The organism is Jatrophihabitans sp. YIM 134969, from assembly GCF_054456675.1.
Map to the genome: position 1 here is coordinate 1 of NZ_JBTJEQ010000034.1, position 14758 is coordinate 14758.

General features: G+C 73.7%; 17 protein-coding genes. 5 read left to right on the plus strand and 12 right to left on the minus strand.

The window, feature by feature from the left end; genetic code table 11:
* Nucleotides 1-222: 222 nt before the first annotated feature.
* The 3 genes from ACXR2U_RS16790 to ACXR2U_RS16800 form a co-directional block, all read right to left on the minus strand.
* Complete coding sequence (locus tag ACXR2U_RS16790; RefSeq protein ID WP_458826214.1) at nt 223-1107, minus strand: aldo/keto reductase; 885 nt, start codon at nt 1105-1107, stop codon at nt 223-225.
* A gap of 107 nt (nt 1108-1214) precedes the next feature.
* Nucleotides 1215-2675, minus strand: a complete 1461-nt coding sequence (locus ACXR2U_RS16795; RefSeq protein ID WP_458826215.1) for a CYTH and CHAD domain-containing protein — start codon at nt 2673-2675, stop codon at nt 1215-1217.
* 34 nt (nt 2676-2709) lie between these two features.
* Complete coding sequence (locus ACXR2U_RS16800; RefSeq protein WP_458826216.1) at nt 2710-3624, minus strand: hypothetical protein; 915 nt, start codon at nt 3622-3624, stop codon at nt 2710-2712.
* A 287-nt stretch (nt 3625-3911) separates the two neighbouring features.
* On the opposite strand from ACXR2U_RS16800, the gene ACXR2U_RS16805 reads away from it, so the two are divergent.
* The gene (locus ACXR2U_RS16805) at nt 3912-4328 is read left to right on the plus strand and encodes a ChaB family protein (protein WP_458826217.1); all 417 of its coding nucleotides are present in this window, start codon (nt 3912-3914) and stop codon (nt 4326-4328) included.
* Nucleotides 4329-4402: 74 nt separating this feature from the next.
* On the plus strand, nt 4403-5545 hold the full coding sequence (locus ACXR2U_RS16810; protein ID WP_458826218.1) for a cation diffusion facilitator family transporter: 1143 nt from the start codon (nt 4403-4405) through the stop codon (nt 5543-5545).
* Here the strand turns inward: ACXR2U_RS16810 and ACXR2U_RS16815 are convergent.
* Nucleotides 5542-6312 carry an endonuclease/exonuclease/phosphatase family protein gene (locus ACXR2U_RS16815; protein WP_458826219.1) on the minus strand — a complete coding sequence of 257 codons (771 nt, stop codon included), beginning with the start codon at nt 6310-6312 and terminating at the stop codon, nt 5542-5544. The two genes, ACXR2U_RS16810 and ACXR2U_RS16815, sit on opposite strands and share 4 nt — an antisense overlap.
* Nucleotides 6309-7196, minus strand: coding sequence for a Rieske (2Fe-2S) protein (locus tag ACXR2U_RS16820; RefSeq protein WP_458826220.1), 888 nt, complete (start codon nt 7194-7196; stop codon nt 6309-6311). The genes ACXR2U_RS16815 and ACXR2U_RS16820 overlap by 4 nt, the downstream gene beginning before the upstream one ends.
* A 111-nt stretch (nt 7197-7307) precedes the next feature.
* Here ACXR2U_RS16820 and ACXR2U_RS16825 point away from each other — a divergent pair, with 111 nt between their 5' ends.
* Complete coding sequence (locus tag ACXR2U_RS16825; protein WP_458826221.1) at nt 7308-7937, plus strand: hypothetical protein; 630 nt, start codon at nt 7308-7310, stop codon at nt 7935-7937.
* On the opposite strand, the gene ACXR2U_RS16830 is transcribed toward ACXR2U_RS16825, so the two are convergent.
* Together ACXR2U_RS16830 and ACXR2U_RS16835 are read right to left on the minus strand one after the other, a co-directional pair.
* Nucleotides 7904-8986, minus strand: a complete 1083-nt coding sequence (locus ACXR2U_RS16830; RefSeq protein WP_458826222.1) for an MBL fold metallo-hydrolase — start codon at nt 8984-8986, stop codon at nt 7904-7906. The two genes, ACXR2U_RS16825 and ACXR2U_RS16830, sit on opposite strands and share 34 nt — an antisense overlap.
* Nucleotides 8983-9438, minus strand: a complete 456-nt coding sequence (locus ACXR2U_RS16835) for a MaoC family dehydratase (protein WP_458826223.1) — start codon at nt 9436-9438, stop codon at nt 8983-8985. The genes ACXR2U_RS16830 and ACXR2U_RS16835 overlap by 4 nt, the downstream gene beginning before the upstream one ends.
* Before the next feature lie 62 nt (nt 9439-9500).
* On the opposite strand from ACXR2U_RS16835, the gene ACXR2U_RS16840 reads away from it, so the two are divergent.
* Nucleotides 9501-10517: an NADPH:quinone reductase gene (locus ACXR2U_RS16840; protein ID WP_458826224.1), complete on the plus strand. Its 1017-nt coding sequence runs from the start codon at nt 9501-9503 to the stop codon at nt 10515-10517.
* Nucleotides 10518-10538: 21 nt separating this feature from the next.
* Here the strand turns inward: ACXR2U_RS16840 and ACXR2U_RS16845 are convergent, their stop codons facing one another.
* Both ACXR2U_RS16845 and ACXR2U_RS16850 read right to left on the minus strand, forming a co-directional pair.
* Nucleotides 10539-10952: a VOC family protein gene (locus ACXR2U_RS16845; RefSeq protein WP_458826225.1), complete on the minus strand. Its 414-nt coding sequence runs from the start codon at nt 10950-10952 to the stop codon at nt 10539-10541.
* Between the two features lie 41 nt (nt 10953-10993).
* Complete coding sequence (locus tag ACXR2U_RS16850; RefSeq protein ID WP_458826226.1) at nt 10994-11611, minus strand: NADPH-dependent F420 reductase; 618 nt, start codon at nt 11609-11611, stop codon at nt 10994-10996.
* 126 nt (nt 11612-11737) lie between these two features.
* Between ACXR2U_RS16850 and ACXR2U_RS16855 the strand changes: the two genes are divergently transcribed.
* Complete coding sequence (locus ACXR2U_RS16855) at nt 11738-12640, plus strand: LysR family transcriptional regulator (RefSeq protein ID WP_458826227.1); 903 nt, start codon at nt 11738-11740, stop codon at nt 12638-12640.
* A 96-nt stretch (nt 12641-12736) separates the two neighbouring features.
* Here the strand turns inward: ACXR2U_RS16855 and ACXR2U_RS16860 are convergent, their stop codons facing one another.
* Genes ACXR2U_RS16860 through ACXR2U_RS16870 form a run of 3 tightly spaced genes read right to left on the minus strand, consistent with a single transcriptional unit; the run spans nt 12737 to nt 14692 of the window.
* Entirely contained in the window at nt 12737-13276 is a 540-nt protein-coding gene (locus ACXR2U_RS16860; protein WP_458826228.1) for a hypothetical protein, read from the minus strand.
* 10 nt (nt 13277-13286) lie between these two features.
* Complete coding sequence (locus tag ACXR2U_RS16865; RefSeq protein WP_458826229.1) at nt 13287-13703, minus strand: PPOX class F420-dependent oxidoreductase; 417 nt, start codon at nt 13701-13703, stop codon at nt 13287-13289.
* Nucleotides 13704-13714: 11 nt separating this feature from the next.
* On the minus strand, nt 13715-14692 hold the full coding sequence (locus ACXR2U_RS16870) for an NADP-dependent oxidoreductase (protein ID WP_458826230.1): 978 nt from the start codon (nt 14690-14692) through the stop codon (nt 13715-13717).
* Nucleotides 14693-14758 lie beyond the last annotated feature (66 nt).

Here is a 14758-nt window from a genome sequence, read left to right on the forward strand (position 1 = left end):
CCGTTCTCCGTTCATGGTTGCTGACCTTCGACAAGCCAGAAACCTAGACAGAGAACGGCGTGTTGCTATCTCACCACCCCGAACCCACCCACAGATGCGTCACAAGAGCCGAAATTCTTGACCACTCGGCGGGGAAAGTGACCACTCGCCAGATCCGGGGGGGGGCGGGGCGGCGGTAGCGGGGCGGTGGAGAAGGTGACCACTCGCCAGAACGGGGTGGGGTTACTCCGCGTCGAGGCGGGCGAGCTGGTCGGCGGTGAGCTCGAGGTCGGCGGCGGCGGCGGAGTCGGTGATCGAGGACGGCCGCTTGGCGCCGGGGATCGGGATGACCACGGGGGCCTGGGCGAGCTCCCAGGCCAGTGCGACCTGCTGGCCGCTGACCCCGAGTTCGTCCGCGACGGCCGCGAACGCCGGGTGCTTGTCGGCGAGGTCCTTCGCCGAGCCCAGGCCACCGAGCGGGCTCCAGGGCAGGAACGCGAGGCCGAGTTCGTCGCAGACGTCGATCTCCGGACGGCTGCTGCGGAACGCCGGCGAGTACTGGTTCTGCACGCTGACCAGAGCGTGGCCGAGGACCTCGTGCGCCTGCCGGATCTGGGCCGGGTCGGCGTTGGAGAGCCCGACCATCGCGACCTTGCCGCTGTCGTGGATCTCCTTCAGCGCACCGAGCGTCTCGGCGTAGTCGACGGCGGGGTCCGGGCGGTGGTGTTGGTAGATCGCGATCTGCTCGACGCCGAGCCGCGCGAGGGACGCGTCGACCGCCGCCTTCAGGTGCGCCGCGGAGCCGTCGACGTCCCACCCGCCGCCGTCGGTGCGCAGGTGGCCGCCCTTCGTGGCGAGCAGGACCCGGTCGCGCACGCCGAGCTCGTCGAGGATCGACGCGATGAGCCGCTCGTTCTCGCCCTGCGCCTCCGCGCCCTTCTCCTCGCCCGGCCCGTAGGCGTCCGCGGTGTCGAAGAGGGTGACGCCGGCGTCGAGCGCGGCGCGCACGGTGTCGACGAGTTGCTCGCGCGGCTGGGTACCGGTCTGGTCGAACGTCATGAGGCCGAGGCCGATCGCCCCCACCTCGTGACGGCCGACGGTGTCGTTGCCGATGTGTCGTGTCTGCACGACCGGCAGCGTGCCCACCCGGCCGGTCCGGACCGACCTCCGGCTCGCCGAGAGCGAACAGGACGTCAGCCCGGACCCGTCAGCCCGGACCCGTCAACCCGGACCTGTCAGCGCAAGGTCAGCGCCCGCCGTCGCGCGGCCTCGGCCCGGGCCTGCTCCCGCTGCCACAGCACGCCGAACGTGAACCCGTTCTCGCCCCGCGCACCCGCCTCCGCACCCAGGCGTCGCAGCAGCTCCGCGGCGACGACGCCGTCCTGGTGGTCGCCCAGCACGGTCTGCACCCGCTGGTGGCGCTTGGCCGCGGCTCGGGCCTCGGTGCGTTTCGCGCCGTCCTCGGCCGACGCCACCAGCTCCTGGGCGTACCGGGCGCGCTTCGCCGCCTTGCGGGCCCGGTGCAGCAGCACGTCGTCGTCGGCACGCAGGGCCTGGCGCAGCCGCTTGTCCGCACGGCGGGAGGCGGCGGCAGCGTCGCGGCGGAGTGCGCCGCGCCCGGTGTCGGCGGCGGGGCTGAGCGGCGGGTCGGTCCGCCACCGCAGCAGCTCCGCCAACAGCGTCCGGTACCGCTCGCCGTCGAGTTCGACCGCGATGCGCTCGCGGGCGCGGGTCTCGGCCGCGGTGGTGTCCTGGTCGAGGCGCGCCCGCACCGGGCCGAGCGCGAGATCGGGTCCGAGGGCGTCGAGCGACTCGCGGTGCCGCGCCCGCTGCACCTGCGCGTCGCGTGCCGCGCCGAGCTCGCCCGCCCACCACTGCAGTTCCCGGTCGATCCACGCGGCCCGCTCGGGATCGACGAGGTCCGCGAACACCCGTACCGTGCTCCGGACCCGCCGGGTCGCCACCCGGGTCGGGTGGACCGGATCGGCGCCGCGTCGCAGGTCGACGTCCCCGGCGACGATCGCGTCGACCTGCTCGCCGAGGTAGGCCCGCAGCGTCGCGGCCGCCGGGAGCACCCGCTCCGGTCCGTCCGTGTCGTCCTCGAGGGTCCGGGCCAGCTTCGACGTGACGGCCGCGGGCGAGGCACCGGCGGCCCGCAGCGCCTTGCCCACCTTCGCGAGCAGCCGGTCCGAGCCGGTGCCGAGCTCCACCTCGACCTCGCGCCAGTGCCGGGTGTCCGCGCCGGACGGCGTCGCGGCCACCCGGTCGTCGTCGACCTCGAGGACCAGGTCGCCGGCGGCGTCGAGCAGCCGGTGGCGGACCCGGGTCGTCACGATCACCGCAGCGGGTCGCAGCTCCCGGCCGTCGACGACACCCGCGACGAGCGCGGTCAGTTCCCTCGGCGCCACGTTCTCGGGGCCGTCGCCGAGCGGGCGGTGGAGTTCGGTCCGCGACGATCCGGCGGGCACCTTGAGGTGCCACCCCTGGTCGTCGTCACCCTCACGGCGGCGCAACGTCACGTGGGCGCGCAGCAGCGCGTGGTCGGGCGTGTCGAGGTAGGCCGACCGCAGGTGCGACGTGACGGTCTCGTACTGCCCGCCCGTCGGCACGAACCGCCCCAGTGGCGGCACGTCGAAGTCGTCGTCGACGCGGTAGGTGTCCTCGGTCTCGAGCTGGGCGGTCGGAGCGGAGTTCACCCCACGGTCCTACCCGGTCGGCCGGGACGCCCGTTCAGCGCCCCAGGCGTTCGCCGACGGCCGCCGCGAGCCGGGCCACCAGCGCGGCCGGTCCGGCGGGCAGCACGAAGCGGGCGTCGAGACCCAGGACCAGCACGCCCTCGACCGGCCCCGGCAGGGCGACGAGCCAGGCGTCCTCCCACAGCGGCCGCGTCACCCGGGCGGCCCGCACGGGTCCCTGGATGTGCTGGGGGCCGCGACGCTCGGCCAGGATCTGCTCCAGCGGCCACAGGCCCCGCGCCACCGCGACGTCGAGCGCCGCGAGGGTCGCCGCCGGCCGGAGCGGGGCGCCGGCGGTCGCGGCGCGGACCAGGGTCTGCGTCGCGGGGTCCCGGAGGAAGACGAGCGCGAAGCGGACGTCGTCGGCGCTGACGAGGTGACGCACGACCTGGGCCGCGACCTCGGCCCGTGACCCTGCCTGCGGGACCGTCGCGACCGCCGCCACCGTGGCGTCGTGCTGGCCGTCGAGGTGGGTGACCGTGTGGTTGCCGACGGGACTGAAGACGCCCCGCACGGAGCCGCCGTCGATGATCGGCACGAGGGCGAAGTCGACGAAGTACTGCACCACGCCGTCGCCGAGGTCGACCTGGATGGGGAAGCGGGTGGCGTTGAACGCGCGCCCGGCCCGGGTCACCTCGTGCAGGATCGGGCCCAGGGTGCGCCACATGAACGGCAGGACGTCGTACAGCGGCTGCCCCATCCCCGACGGGTGCTTGATGCCGATGCCGGCCGCCATGGCGTCGTTGTAGAGGAAACGGGAGCTCTCGCCCCACAGGACGCAGCACGACGTCGGGAAGGCCAGGCACAGCTGGGCGGCTGTCCGCAGCGCAGCCGGCCACTGCGCCGGGTCCCCCAGCGGTGTGTGCGCCCACGCACCCAGGTCGAGCAGGTCAGTCGCCGTCGAGGCCATCGTCCCCACACTTGGTCCCGTCGAAAGATCGGTCGTCCGAGTATGCGGGACGAAACGCCCGGCGTCTCCCCCGAATTCACGTCCCGCCGCGGTACTGCTGAGGTCAGAAGTGTCTCTGGTGAAAGAGGATTCGCGCTCGAACGGGTCCGGAGTGCGACTGAGCGCTGCTCGGTGCAACGTTCACGGCGCCCCGCACCCCGCTCACACCCCGCGCCGACCGGCGTCAGCTGGGCACACCTTCCGGAAGGGGTGTCCGAGTGTCGGACCGCCCCGGTGAGGAGTTCCCCATGCCGAAGGACGACATCGACCTGCCGTCGACGCTCGAACGGTCGCCGCAGAAGGCGCAGGACACGTACGTCGACACCCTGCGCAACGCTGAGGAGGAGTACGACAGCGAAGCCCGCGCGCACCGCACCGCGTGGGGCGCGGTCAAGCACTCCTTCGAGAAGGTCGGCGACCACTGGGAACCGAAGGACGGCGGCGCCAAGGGCCCGTCCGACGAGCAGTCCGAGCTGACCGGAGCCGCGGCCCGCGAGGGACGCGGCACCTCGCGCGGCGGGGTCGACGAGAACGCGTCGAAGGAGCACCTGCTGGAGCTCGCGCGGGACGCCGACGTCCACGGTCGCAGCACGATGACCAAGGCCGAACTGGCCGAGGCGCTGCAGAAGGCGAACGACGAGGCCACACGCGAGGCACGCTCCTGACCACACCGCTGCAGGACCTCGACCCGCTCGAACAACTGGACCGGGTCAGCCCGGCGGAGGACGCCCACGCCCGGGTGTGGCCGACGGTCGTCACGCTCGTGCTCGTCGTCCTCGAGGGCGTCGTGCTGACCGCCGGCGCGCTCTCCACCGGGTCAGCCGTGCTCGTCGCGACTGCCGCTCAGTCGTTCGCCGGCGCGGGTGTCGAGATCTTCCTGCTCGTCGGGGCACGCAGCTCCCGTCGACCACCGTCCGAGGCCCATCCGCTGGGACACGGTCGGGAGTCGTTCTTCTGGTCGCTGATCGCCTCGCTCGGGGTGTTCGTCGGCGGCGGCGTCGTCGCGCTGTACTACGGCGTCACCGCGCTCGGCAAGACGGAGACGAAGGACGCGTACCTGCTCGGCTACCTGCTGCTCGGCGTCATCGTCGTGGTCGACCTCGGCGCGTTGTGGGCGGCGGCCCGGCCGGTCAACCGCTCGGCGGCGGTCGGTCGGCACGGGTTCTGGCACGGCCTGCACCGCACGTCCGACGCCGGCGGCCGGACGCTGGTCTACGACAACGCGGCGTCGGTCCTCGGTGGCCTCATCGGCATCGGCGGGCTCGCGGTGCACCAGGTCACGGGCGACGCCCGCGCCGACGCCGTCGCGAGCCTGCTCATCGGGCTGGTGCTGCTGGGGACGACCGCGTTCCTGCTGCGCGCCAACCGCGCCCTGCTCACCGACCAGACGATCTCGCCCGACATCGTCGCCGCGATGCGCAGGCGGGTCTGCGACCGCGACGGTGTCGTCGACGTCCCGGAACTGCTCGCCGTCTACATCGGCCCCCAGGCCGTCCTGGTGACCGGCACGGTCGTGCTCGACGCCATGATGGGCCTCGCCGACGTCGAACGGGCCCTGCAGGACGCGGCCGACGAGATCCGGGCCCGGTGGCCGGGCGAGACCCGCGTCTACCTCGCGCCCGTCGCGTCGCAGCCTCCGGCTGGGTACGACGACGCCGGACCACCGACCACGAGGAGTACCCCCATGCCACGCCCCGAGCAGGACCCGGACGAGCACGACGCCCAGACCGACGGTGACCGCCCCCGCGAGGAGGTCGTCCGCGACGGCAACCCCGGCGTGCCGCAGTCGGAGTACGTGGTCGACGACGAGACCCCGCCGCCGGGACCGAGCGCGCACGACCTCCCGGTCGGACCGGGCGGGGATTCGGGGCGGGCCGACTAGAACTCGACGTCGACGACCACCGCGCGGTGGTCGGACACCGGCAGCGCCCGGGTGCCGACCTCGGTCACCGTGCCGAGGCCGGCCACCGGCCCGCGCAGCAGGACGTGGTCCAGCTGCCAGCGGGGTTTGCCGACGGGGAACGTCGGGGCGTCGACCAGCGGCGTGAAGCCGGTGATCGAGGCCGGCGTGTTGCCGCGCAGGTTGAGATCACCCATGAACACCAGGGGATCCGGGCGCTGCTCGACGGCCTTGACCACCCGCCGCAGCTGCGCCCGGTTCCACCCCGGGACGAACGGCAGGTGGGTCCCGAGCACGGTGACCCCGGCGCCCACGTCCACCCGGGCGACGACGGCCACCCGCGGTTCCTCGCGCGCCACCACCATCCCGTGGCCCGGCACGAACAGCGGCACGACGACCGGGGCGGCGGGCATGCGCACGACCTCGACGTCCCGCAACGGCAGCCGGCTGACCAGGGAGCACCCGTACGCCGGGCCGGGACGGTCGTCACCGTCGCGGGCGCGACTCCAACTCCGGCCCGGGGTGCCGTACAGCGCCGGGGCGAACACCCGGTGCTCCGCCCCCATGGCCTCAGCGGCGATTTCGGTCAGGTCGAGTCCGCCTGACCGTGGCTGGTCGCGGTCGACCTCCTGCATGACGAGGACGTCGGCGTCCAGGGCGGCGACGGCGGCGGCGAAGCGGTCACCGTCGACCCGGCCGTCCTCCACGGAACGGCCGGACAGCACGTTGAAGGTGGCGAACCGCGTCACACGCCCACGGGATTCTGTCGCAGGCTGCGTTCCTCGCCGGCCCGGCGCACGGCCACGCGGCCGTCCGTCACCCGGGTCTCGAAGGCGGGCTGGGGCCGGGTCGCCGGACCCCGCACCACCGATCCGTCCGACAGGTCGAACCGACTGCCGTGCCAGGGGCATTCGATGCAGCCGTCGCGGACCGTTCCCTCGTGCAACGGTGCGCCGCGGTGGGTGCAACGGTCGGCGAGCGCCTCGACACCGTCCTCGGTCCGCACCGCGACGAGGTACACGCCGTCGACCTCGACCGGGGTCGGCTGGCCGATCTCGAGGTCGCTGAGCGCACCGACGTCGGTCCAGTCGTCGGGGTACTGCTGGAACGCGGTGGTGTCGACGCCCACCCCCTGCGCGTAAGTGAGGTGTCCACCGAGCCATCCGCCGACCGACACCACCGCGAGCCCGGCGGCGGCGAGCACGGCCCCGACCCGGTCGTGGCCCCGGCGGCGCGCGAACCAGGAGGCCGCGTACAGCGCGATCCCGCAGTCGTTCACCGCCGCGTGAACGAGGCCCACCCGCTTCTCGGCCCCGGCGGTCTCCGCCCAGTCCGAGGCGCCGGTCACCACCGCGGGCAACGCGGCCAGCACGCCGAGCCCGACGCTGCGCCGCGCGGCGTCGGTCTCGCCCGCGACGTCGAGCACCGACGCCGTGACCCAGGCCCCGAGCGGCACCGTGACGAGCACGGGGTGGACGGGGTGTCCCGCGGCGACGCCACTCAGGGCGTTCTTGACCCGGCCCGGTCCGAGCTTCTGCACCACCGAGCTGGCGGCGTCGGCGACGGGATCGAGGGCGGACGCCCGCTCCACCCGGTCGACGAGACGTTCCAGCAGCACCTGGGGTCGGACCACGGTTCCTCCTGACGGGAAGGCGTGCGTCGGCCGGGTCTGGACCAACGCCCGCTGTTCGCGGCCTACCCACGTCCCGGTGACGGCCCACGTCCGGCGGGGTAGGGGCGGGGAGTGGGACTGACACGGGCCGTGGCTGCCGTCACGGGCGCCGTCGCGTCGGTGCGACGCGGCTCGGCCATCCACGAGGTCGGCACGGTGTACCGGGCGCGGCTGCGCAGCCTCGGCGGCGGGCCGGGGCCGTTCGCCGACGCCGGTGAGCACGGGGCGTTGGTCCGGCTCTCGCGCGGGCTCGGCCTGCCGGTACCCCTGCCCGACGTGCTGGGCCTCGGCATCCGCGTCGCCGGCCCGGACGGTGACCAGGATCTCCTGCTCGACACCACCGGCGTCGGCCCGCTCGGCCGGCACGCCGTCGTGCCGCGCACCCGACCCACGTCCGGCCCGTACGGCACGGTGATCGCGCTCGTCGACGGCACCTCCGCGTTCCACCTCGGCGCCTTCCCTCGTCGCGACGACCGGGCACCATCCACCGACGACGCGTCAGGCGCCGTGTTCGTCCTCGCCGCGGCGCGTCCGTTCGGCCCCTGGCGGGCGTTCGGGTCGGTGCGGCTCGAGTGTCCGGCGGCCGACCAGAGCGTTCGCCTGTCGCCGGTCAACGTCGGGTCCGGCGTGACGCTCTCCCCGTGGTGGCAAGGGTTCCGGGCGGCGTCCTACCGGTCCTCGCGAGCCGGCGCGACGCGGTAGCGCGGCACCTCGCCGCCGTCGGGGAGCAGGTCGCCGGTGGCGACGAGGCGGGCGACGTGGGCCATGGTCTCGGTGACGGCGAAGACCCGCATCCGGCCGTCGTACTGGTCCCACGACCGCGACCAGGTGAGGTGTCCCGCGATCTCCCACGGCGTCGTGCCGGGGTGGTCGCGGACAGCGGTCACGACCTCGGCGAGGCGGCGGTCGTGGTGCTCGGCGATCTGTATCGAGCGGGCCGCGAGGCCGTCGAAACGCCACTCGTGCGCCGGGTTGACGTGGGTCAGGGGCAGCCGCGAGGTGGTGAGCAGCGAGCTGAGGTACTGGCCGAGGGGGTCCTCGGGGCCGCCCACCTCGGTGGAGATGTTCGGTGTGATGCGTGGCAGCACGTGGTCACCGGCGAACAGCGTGTCGAGACGCTCGGAGGCGAAGCAGACGTGACCGGGGGTGTGACCGGGCGTGTGGACGACCCGCAGGTCCCAGCCCGGCGCGTCGGCGAGGTCGCCGTCACGCAGGACCCGGTCCGGCGGCGGGGTCGTCACGAACCGCTCCCAGAACTCGGGGTTGGTCCCGACACGCGCGGCTTCCTCGGGGCTCGCGCCGAGCCGCACGAGGCGTTCGTGGTCGCGGGCGACGGCGAGATCGGCGTCGCGGTACTCCGGCCGGGTGATGAGGGCGAGGTCGTCCTCGTGCAGCGCGACCCAGGCGCCCGACGCCTGCCGGATCCGGTCGGCGAGACCGAGGTGGTCCCAGTGCATGTGGGTGACCAGCACCCCGCGTACGTCGGTGACGGCCGCACCGATCGAGGCGAGCCCCGCGCCGAGCGCTGCCCAGCCGTCGTCGTCGCCCCACCCGGCGTCGAGCAGGACCAGCCCGCCCGGCACCGCGAAGACGTGGACCGAGACGTAGCGCAACGGGCTGCGAGCCGGCATCGGGACCGGCACGGACCAGAGACCGTCAGCCAGCCGCTCGACGGGTGGGACCTCGCGCGCGAACCAGGCCTCGTGCTGCGCGGTCCCGGTGACGACGATGCCGTCGTCCGCCGCGGTCACAGGTAGCGGCGCAGCAGCACCGTCGCGACGCAGGCGGGCTTGGGGTTGTCCTCGATCTCGATCGTGACGGTGACCTGCATCTGCAGCCCACCCTTGACGTCCGTGACGTCGTCGACCACGGCGGTGGCGCGCAGCCGCGCCCCGACCGGGACGGGCGCGGGGAAGCGGACCCGCTCCGCGCCGTAGTTGATCCCCATGGCGAAGCCGGTGATCTCGAGCAGACCGGGCAGGAACTGCGGCAGCAGCGCGAGGGTGAGGTAGCCGTGGGCGATGGGGCCGCCGAACGGCCCGGACTTCGCCCGTTCGACGTCGACGTGGATCCACTGGTGGTCGTCGGTGGCGTCGGCGAACTGGTTGACCTGCTCCTGCGTGATCGTGATCCAGTCGGTGGGGCCCAACGGCTCGCCCACCAGCGACCGGACGCCCTCGACGCCGTCGACCGTCGTGACCACGCTGTTCTCCTCACCCTGACCCGCCCGGACGCAGCGACCCTATCCGGGGGTAGGACTGAGGCATGCGCGCTGTGATCTACACCGAACCCGGCCCCGCCTCCGTCCTGCACCTGGTCGATGACCGCCCCGTCCCCGAGCCCGGCCCGGGCGAGGTGCTGGTCAAGGTCGCGTTCTCCGGCGTCAACCCGACCGACTGGAAGTCGCGGACCACCGCCGCTCCCCCGCCCGGCGGCAAGAGCCCGAACCAGGACGGCTCGGGGACGATCGAGGCCGTCGGCCAGGGTGTCGACCCGGTGCTGGTCGGCGAGCGGGTGTGGATCTGGGAGGCCGCGCAGAACCGTGCGTACGGGACGGCCGCGGAGTACACCGTCGTCCCCGCCCGCCAGACCGTCCTGCTCGGCGCCGCGCCCTCCTTCGAGCTCGGCGCGGCGCTCGCCATCCCCTTCATGACGGCGCACCGGTGCCTCACCGTCGCCGACGACCTGCCCGACCGGATCGCCGAGGGCACCCTCACCGGCCGCACGATCCTGGTGCAGGGCGGCGCCGGCGCGGTGGGCAACGCCGCGATCCAGCTGGCCCGGTGGGCCGACGCCACGGTGATCGCCACCGTGAGCTCACCGGCCAAGGCGCAGCTGGCCGCGGCCGCCGGCGCGGACCACGTGATCGACTACCGCACGCAGGACGTCGTCCACGAGGTGAGGAAGATCGTCCCGCACGGCGTCGACACCGTGGTCGAGGTCAACGTCAAGGCCAACGCGGCGGTCGACGCCGAGGTCCTCGGCCTCCACGGGGCCGTCGCGATCTACGGCGGCGACCCCGACGACACCACCACCATCCCGGTCCGCACCCAGATGATGGTCAACGGCCGGTGGCAGTTCGTGCTCGTCTACACCGAGCCCGACCGCGCCAAGGAGATCGCGACCGAGGACGTCAACGCCGCCGTGCAGGTCGGCGCCGCCCGCGTCGGTCGCGAGGTCGGCCTGCCGCTCACGGTGTTCCCGCTCGCCGAGACCGCGGCGGCCCACCAGGCCGTGCAGGACGGCGCGGTCGGCAAGGTGCTCATCGACGTCACCGCCTGAGCCGGCGGCGCTCGGTCGCGGTCAGGCGCGGATGAGGCAGAACGGGTGGCCCGCCGGGTCGAGGTAGACCCGGAACCCCCCGTCCTGCGACGGCTGGTGCTCGTGGACCCGCGCACCGGCCGCGAGGACGTCCGGCTCGGAGGCGTCGATGTCGTCGACCACGAGGTCGAGGTGGAACTGCTGCGGGTGACTGCCGCCCGGCCAGGTCGGCGCGACCCAGTCGTCGATGCGTTGGAACGACAGCGTGGTGCGGCCGTCGGGGTTGTCCCGACTGATCCGCCCGCCGGGCGGTGTGAGGTCCGCGAAGTGCTCGGCGGACTCCGGGTCGATCTCCCAGCCGAGCACCTCGCCGTAGAACCGCGCCAGCGCCATCGGATCCGGGCAGTCGAGGATGACGAGGTCGAGCTTCGGACGGGCGCGCACCGGTGAGGCCATGTGCCGGACGCTAGGACCGACCACCGACATCGCGGCCGTGGTCAGACCGCCTCGAGCCCGAAGGCGATGTCGAAGCCGGCGCCGTGGCGGGCGAGGCCGACCAGCAGGATGCCCGCCCACTCGAGGGCGTGGGTCATCGCGAGGTCGCCGGCGTCGAGGGGACGCGCACCGAGGCTTCCGAGGAACGTCGCGACCGTGGCCTTGGCGTCGGCGTCGTCCCCGGCGAAGAAGACGTCGAGCGGCCCGTCCGCGGCGATGGCCCCGCTGAAGATGGTGTTGAACGCCTTCACGACGTGGGTGCCCCCGGGTGCAGCGGCGGCGATCTGCGCGGAGACCGAGTGCCCCGGGCTCGTCACGACGCCGGAACCGTCGGCGTTGAACGGGTTGGTGATGTCGACCAGGACCTTGCCGGCCAACGCGTCGCCGTAGCGGGTCACGACGTCGACCGCTCCGGGGGCGAGCACGGCGAGGACGACGAGGTTGCCGGCCGGTCGCTCACCGAACGTGCCGACGACGGCTCCGTGGCCGACCCGGTCGGCGAGCGCCTGCGCCGCCGCCGGGTCGCGGCTGGTGATCTCCACGGTGTGGCCGTGCTGCGCCGCGCGGGTGGCGATGACGCCGGCCATGGTGCCGGAACCGATGATGCTGACGGTGGTCATGGGGTGTGCTCCTGGTGGTGGTCGCTGCGAACGTGCGAGTCCCAGGGTTGCCACCGGCTGGACCACTGTCCAAGACCCGTTGTGGTCACGGCGATAACCTGCAGGCATCGCCGCAGAGGGGGCCTCGTGGATCTGGATCTCCGGAAGGTGCGCTACTTCGTCGCCGTCGCCGAGACGCTGCACTTCGGCCGCGCCGCCGAGCGGTTGCACATCGCGCAGCCGGCCTTGAGTCGCCAGGTCCGCGCGTTGGAGAAGGACCTCGGAGCCGAGCTGTTCACCCGCGACAGCCACCGGGTCGCGCTCACCGCCGCGGGGCAGCAGTTGCTGACCGAAGCGGGTCTGCTCCTCGCCTCGGCCGACGCGGCTCGCCTGCGCGTCGGTGTGGCCGCTCGGGGTGGTCGTCGGTTGATGGTGGGTTTCCGCAGTGGCATCGCCGTCGCCCCAGCGGTGAACCTGTTCGCTGCTCGACATCCGGACGTCCCCGTGGACGTGCAACGCATCGAGGGCGACGACCAGGCCGACCTGCTGCTCGACGGGCGGATCGACGTCGCGTACGTCCGGCTGCCGATCGCCGCACCGGGACTGCGGGTCGCGTCGCTCTACCGCGAGCCCCGGGTCGCCGTGCTCCCCCGCGGCCACCGGCTGGCCGGCAAGGAGGAGATCGGCGAAGCCGACCTCGACGGCGAGGCGTTGATCTGGCCCGCCGACACGCCGCAGCCCACGAGCCGCCCGCACCCCGACGCCGGGTACCGGGTGCGCGGTGTCGACGAGACCCTCGAGCACGTCGCGGCGGGCCGGGGCATCTCGTTCCTGCCCCGGTCGACGCGGGTGTTCCACGCCCACCCGGAAGTCGTGCACGTCGCCGTGCGGGACCTGGCTCCGGACGAGGTCGCCGTTGCCGTCGCCGCCTCGAACGTCTCACCCGTGGTCGACGACTTCGTCGCCGCGGCGCGCGCCGCCGCCGACCTCACCGAACAGTGCGGCAACACCGACCTGTGGCCGGCGGGCGCCCCCGACCAGCCCCGGTAGCGCCGGGCTTCTCGGGACGGTCCCGCGACGGGGACGTTGTCTCCCACCGGAGCGGTCGTGGAGGGCGTTGTCACCCACCTTCGCGGGCGCCGGCGTTCAGTGGTCCGACCCGACCGTCACCGTCGCGAGCGTTGCACCGTCGGCGTCGCGCAGGGTGAGGGGCAGCGGCGCGTGCCCCCACCAGAGGACCACCAGTCGCCCGTGCGCGGGTCGGACCAGGCGGCGCCCGGTCGGGGTCTCGACCGTCGCGACCTCGGGGGTCACAACCAGGTCGGCGTGCTGCGCCCACCGCGACCGGCGGAAGCGCCCGCCGCCACCGATCGACACGCCACCGCCGCCGTCGGAACGCACGTACCCGCCGAGGGATTCTCGGGTCGGGACGTGGGTCAGCACGTCGAGGTCCGCACCGTTCGACCCGCCGCCGCCGTGGACCCACCACTCCCCGTCGGTGCGCGTCAGCACGTTCGAGTCCCACGACGCACCGCCGTGACTCCGGTGCAGGAACACCGTCACGGCGAGGTCGCCGTCGACGTCGTAGGTGACGGGCAGGAACCGGTGGCGCCGCGTGAGCGGCTCCGAGCCCGCGGTCACCCCGGTCTCCAGCAGCTGCACCGAGGCGGCGAGCCGGTCGTACACGCCCGTCTCCTCAGTCGGCGATCGCGGTGCCGCCGCTCCAGCCGTGCCAGCGCTCGATGGTGAGGTGGGTGGCGACCCGCGGCCGGTCCCGCCGGCCGTAGGGCTGGCCGGTGTAGTGCTTCGACAGCCGGTCGATCTGGGCGAGGCCCTCGTCGTCGACGATCTCGCCGACCCGCCCCTGCACGCTGACGTGGGTGTACCAGTCGCCCTCGGCGAGCGCGGTGAGCGAGACCCGGGGGTCGTGCTCGAGGTGCTTGATGCGCGCCCGGCCGGAGTCGAGGCCGAGCAGGATCGTGCCGTCGTCCTCGAGCAGGTACCAGGTCGCGACGGTCACGGGCCGGCCGTCGGCGGCGACGGTCGCCATGACCGCGGGGTTGGGCTTGGCCAGCAGTTCGAGCACCTCGGGCGGCAGGGGCGGCTTCGGCACGGGTTCTCTCCTCAGGACGGGCGGACCGCTCCGGCGTCGGCGCCGAGCAGCGTGGTCACCACGATCTTGCCGTGCGTGTGCCCGCCCTCGAGCTCGGCCTGCGCCTCGCGGATGCGTTCGAACGGGTACACGGCGGCGATCGGGAGCACGACCCGCCCCCACGCGACGTGGTCGACCATCTCCTGCAGGACGGCGGTGCTGCTGCCCTGCGTGCTGCCGTCGGCCTTCGCACCGGTGCGGCCCGCGGCCTCGAAGTCGATGATCGTGTTGATCCGCTCGGGAGCGACGCCGAGGTCGATCGCGAGGTCGACGTAACCCCCGCCGACGGCGTCGACGACGGCGTCGATCCCCTCGGGGGCGAGCGCGCGCAGCCGGTCGGCGAGTCCCTCGCCGTAGGCGACGGGCTCCACGCCGACCGAGCGCAACCACCCGGCGTTGCCCGCACCCGCCACCGCGAGCACCCGGGCTCCCGTGCGACGCGCGAGCTGCACGGCCACCGACCCCACGCCGCCCGCGGCTCCGCTGACGACGACGGTCTCCCCCGCCTGAGGCGCGACGGCCCGGACGGCGGCCCAGGCCGTCACGCCGGCGACGAACACCGACCCGGCGCGGATCCAGTCGAGCGCGAGGGGCTTGGCCACCAGGTGCTCGGCGTCGCTGACGACGAAGTCCGCGTGCGCGCCCCGTGTGTCGGACCAGCCGACCACCTCGTCGCCGACGCCGAACCCGGTGACGCCCTCGCCCACCGCGTCGACGACACCCGCGAAGTCGGTGCCCTGCCCACTGGGGAAGGTCGTCGGGAACACGGCGTCGAGCTCGCCCGAGCGGATCTTGGCCTCACCGGGCTGCAGGCCCGACGCGATCATCCGCACCACGACCTCGCCCGGACCCGCGACCGGCCGGGGCACCTCGACGATCTCCAGCACGTCGACCTCGCCGTAGTGGTCGAACTGCACCCGGCGGCCGGTGGTCCGTGACGTCTCGTCCATGTCTGTCTCCTCGTCTCAGGTGCTGCGAATCCGAAGCACTTGGCGACCCTAGCAGGTGCTTCGACT

Excerpts from the sequence above, each read along its gene's own strand:
- ACXR2U_RS16800 (WP_458826216.1), bottom strand. The coding sequence starts at position 3,624 with ATGGCCTCGACGGCGACTGACCTGCTCGACCTGGGTGCGTGGGCGCAC.
- ACXR2U_RS16805 (WP_458826217.1), top strand. The coding sequence starts at position 3,912 with ATGCCGAAGGACGACATCGACCTGCCGTCGACGCTCGAACGGTCGCCG.
- ACXR2U_RS16840 (WP_458826224.1), top strand. The coding sequence starts at position 9,501 with ATGCGCGCTGTGATCTACACCGAACCCGGCCCCGCCTCCGTCCTGCAC.
- ACXR2U_RS16845 (WP_458826225.1), bottom strand. The coding sequence starts at position 10,952 with ATGGCCTCACCGGTGCGCGCCCGTCCGAAGCTCGACCTCGTCATCCTC.
- ACXR2U_RS16850 (WP_458826226.1), bottom strand. The coding sequence starts at position 11,611 with ATGACCACCGTCAGCATCATCGGTTCCGGCACCATGGCCGGCGTCATC.
- ACXR2U_RS16870 (WP_458826230.1), bottom strand. The coding sequence starts at position 14,692 with ATGGACGAGACGTCACGGACCACCGGCCGCCGGGTGCAGTTCGACCAC.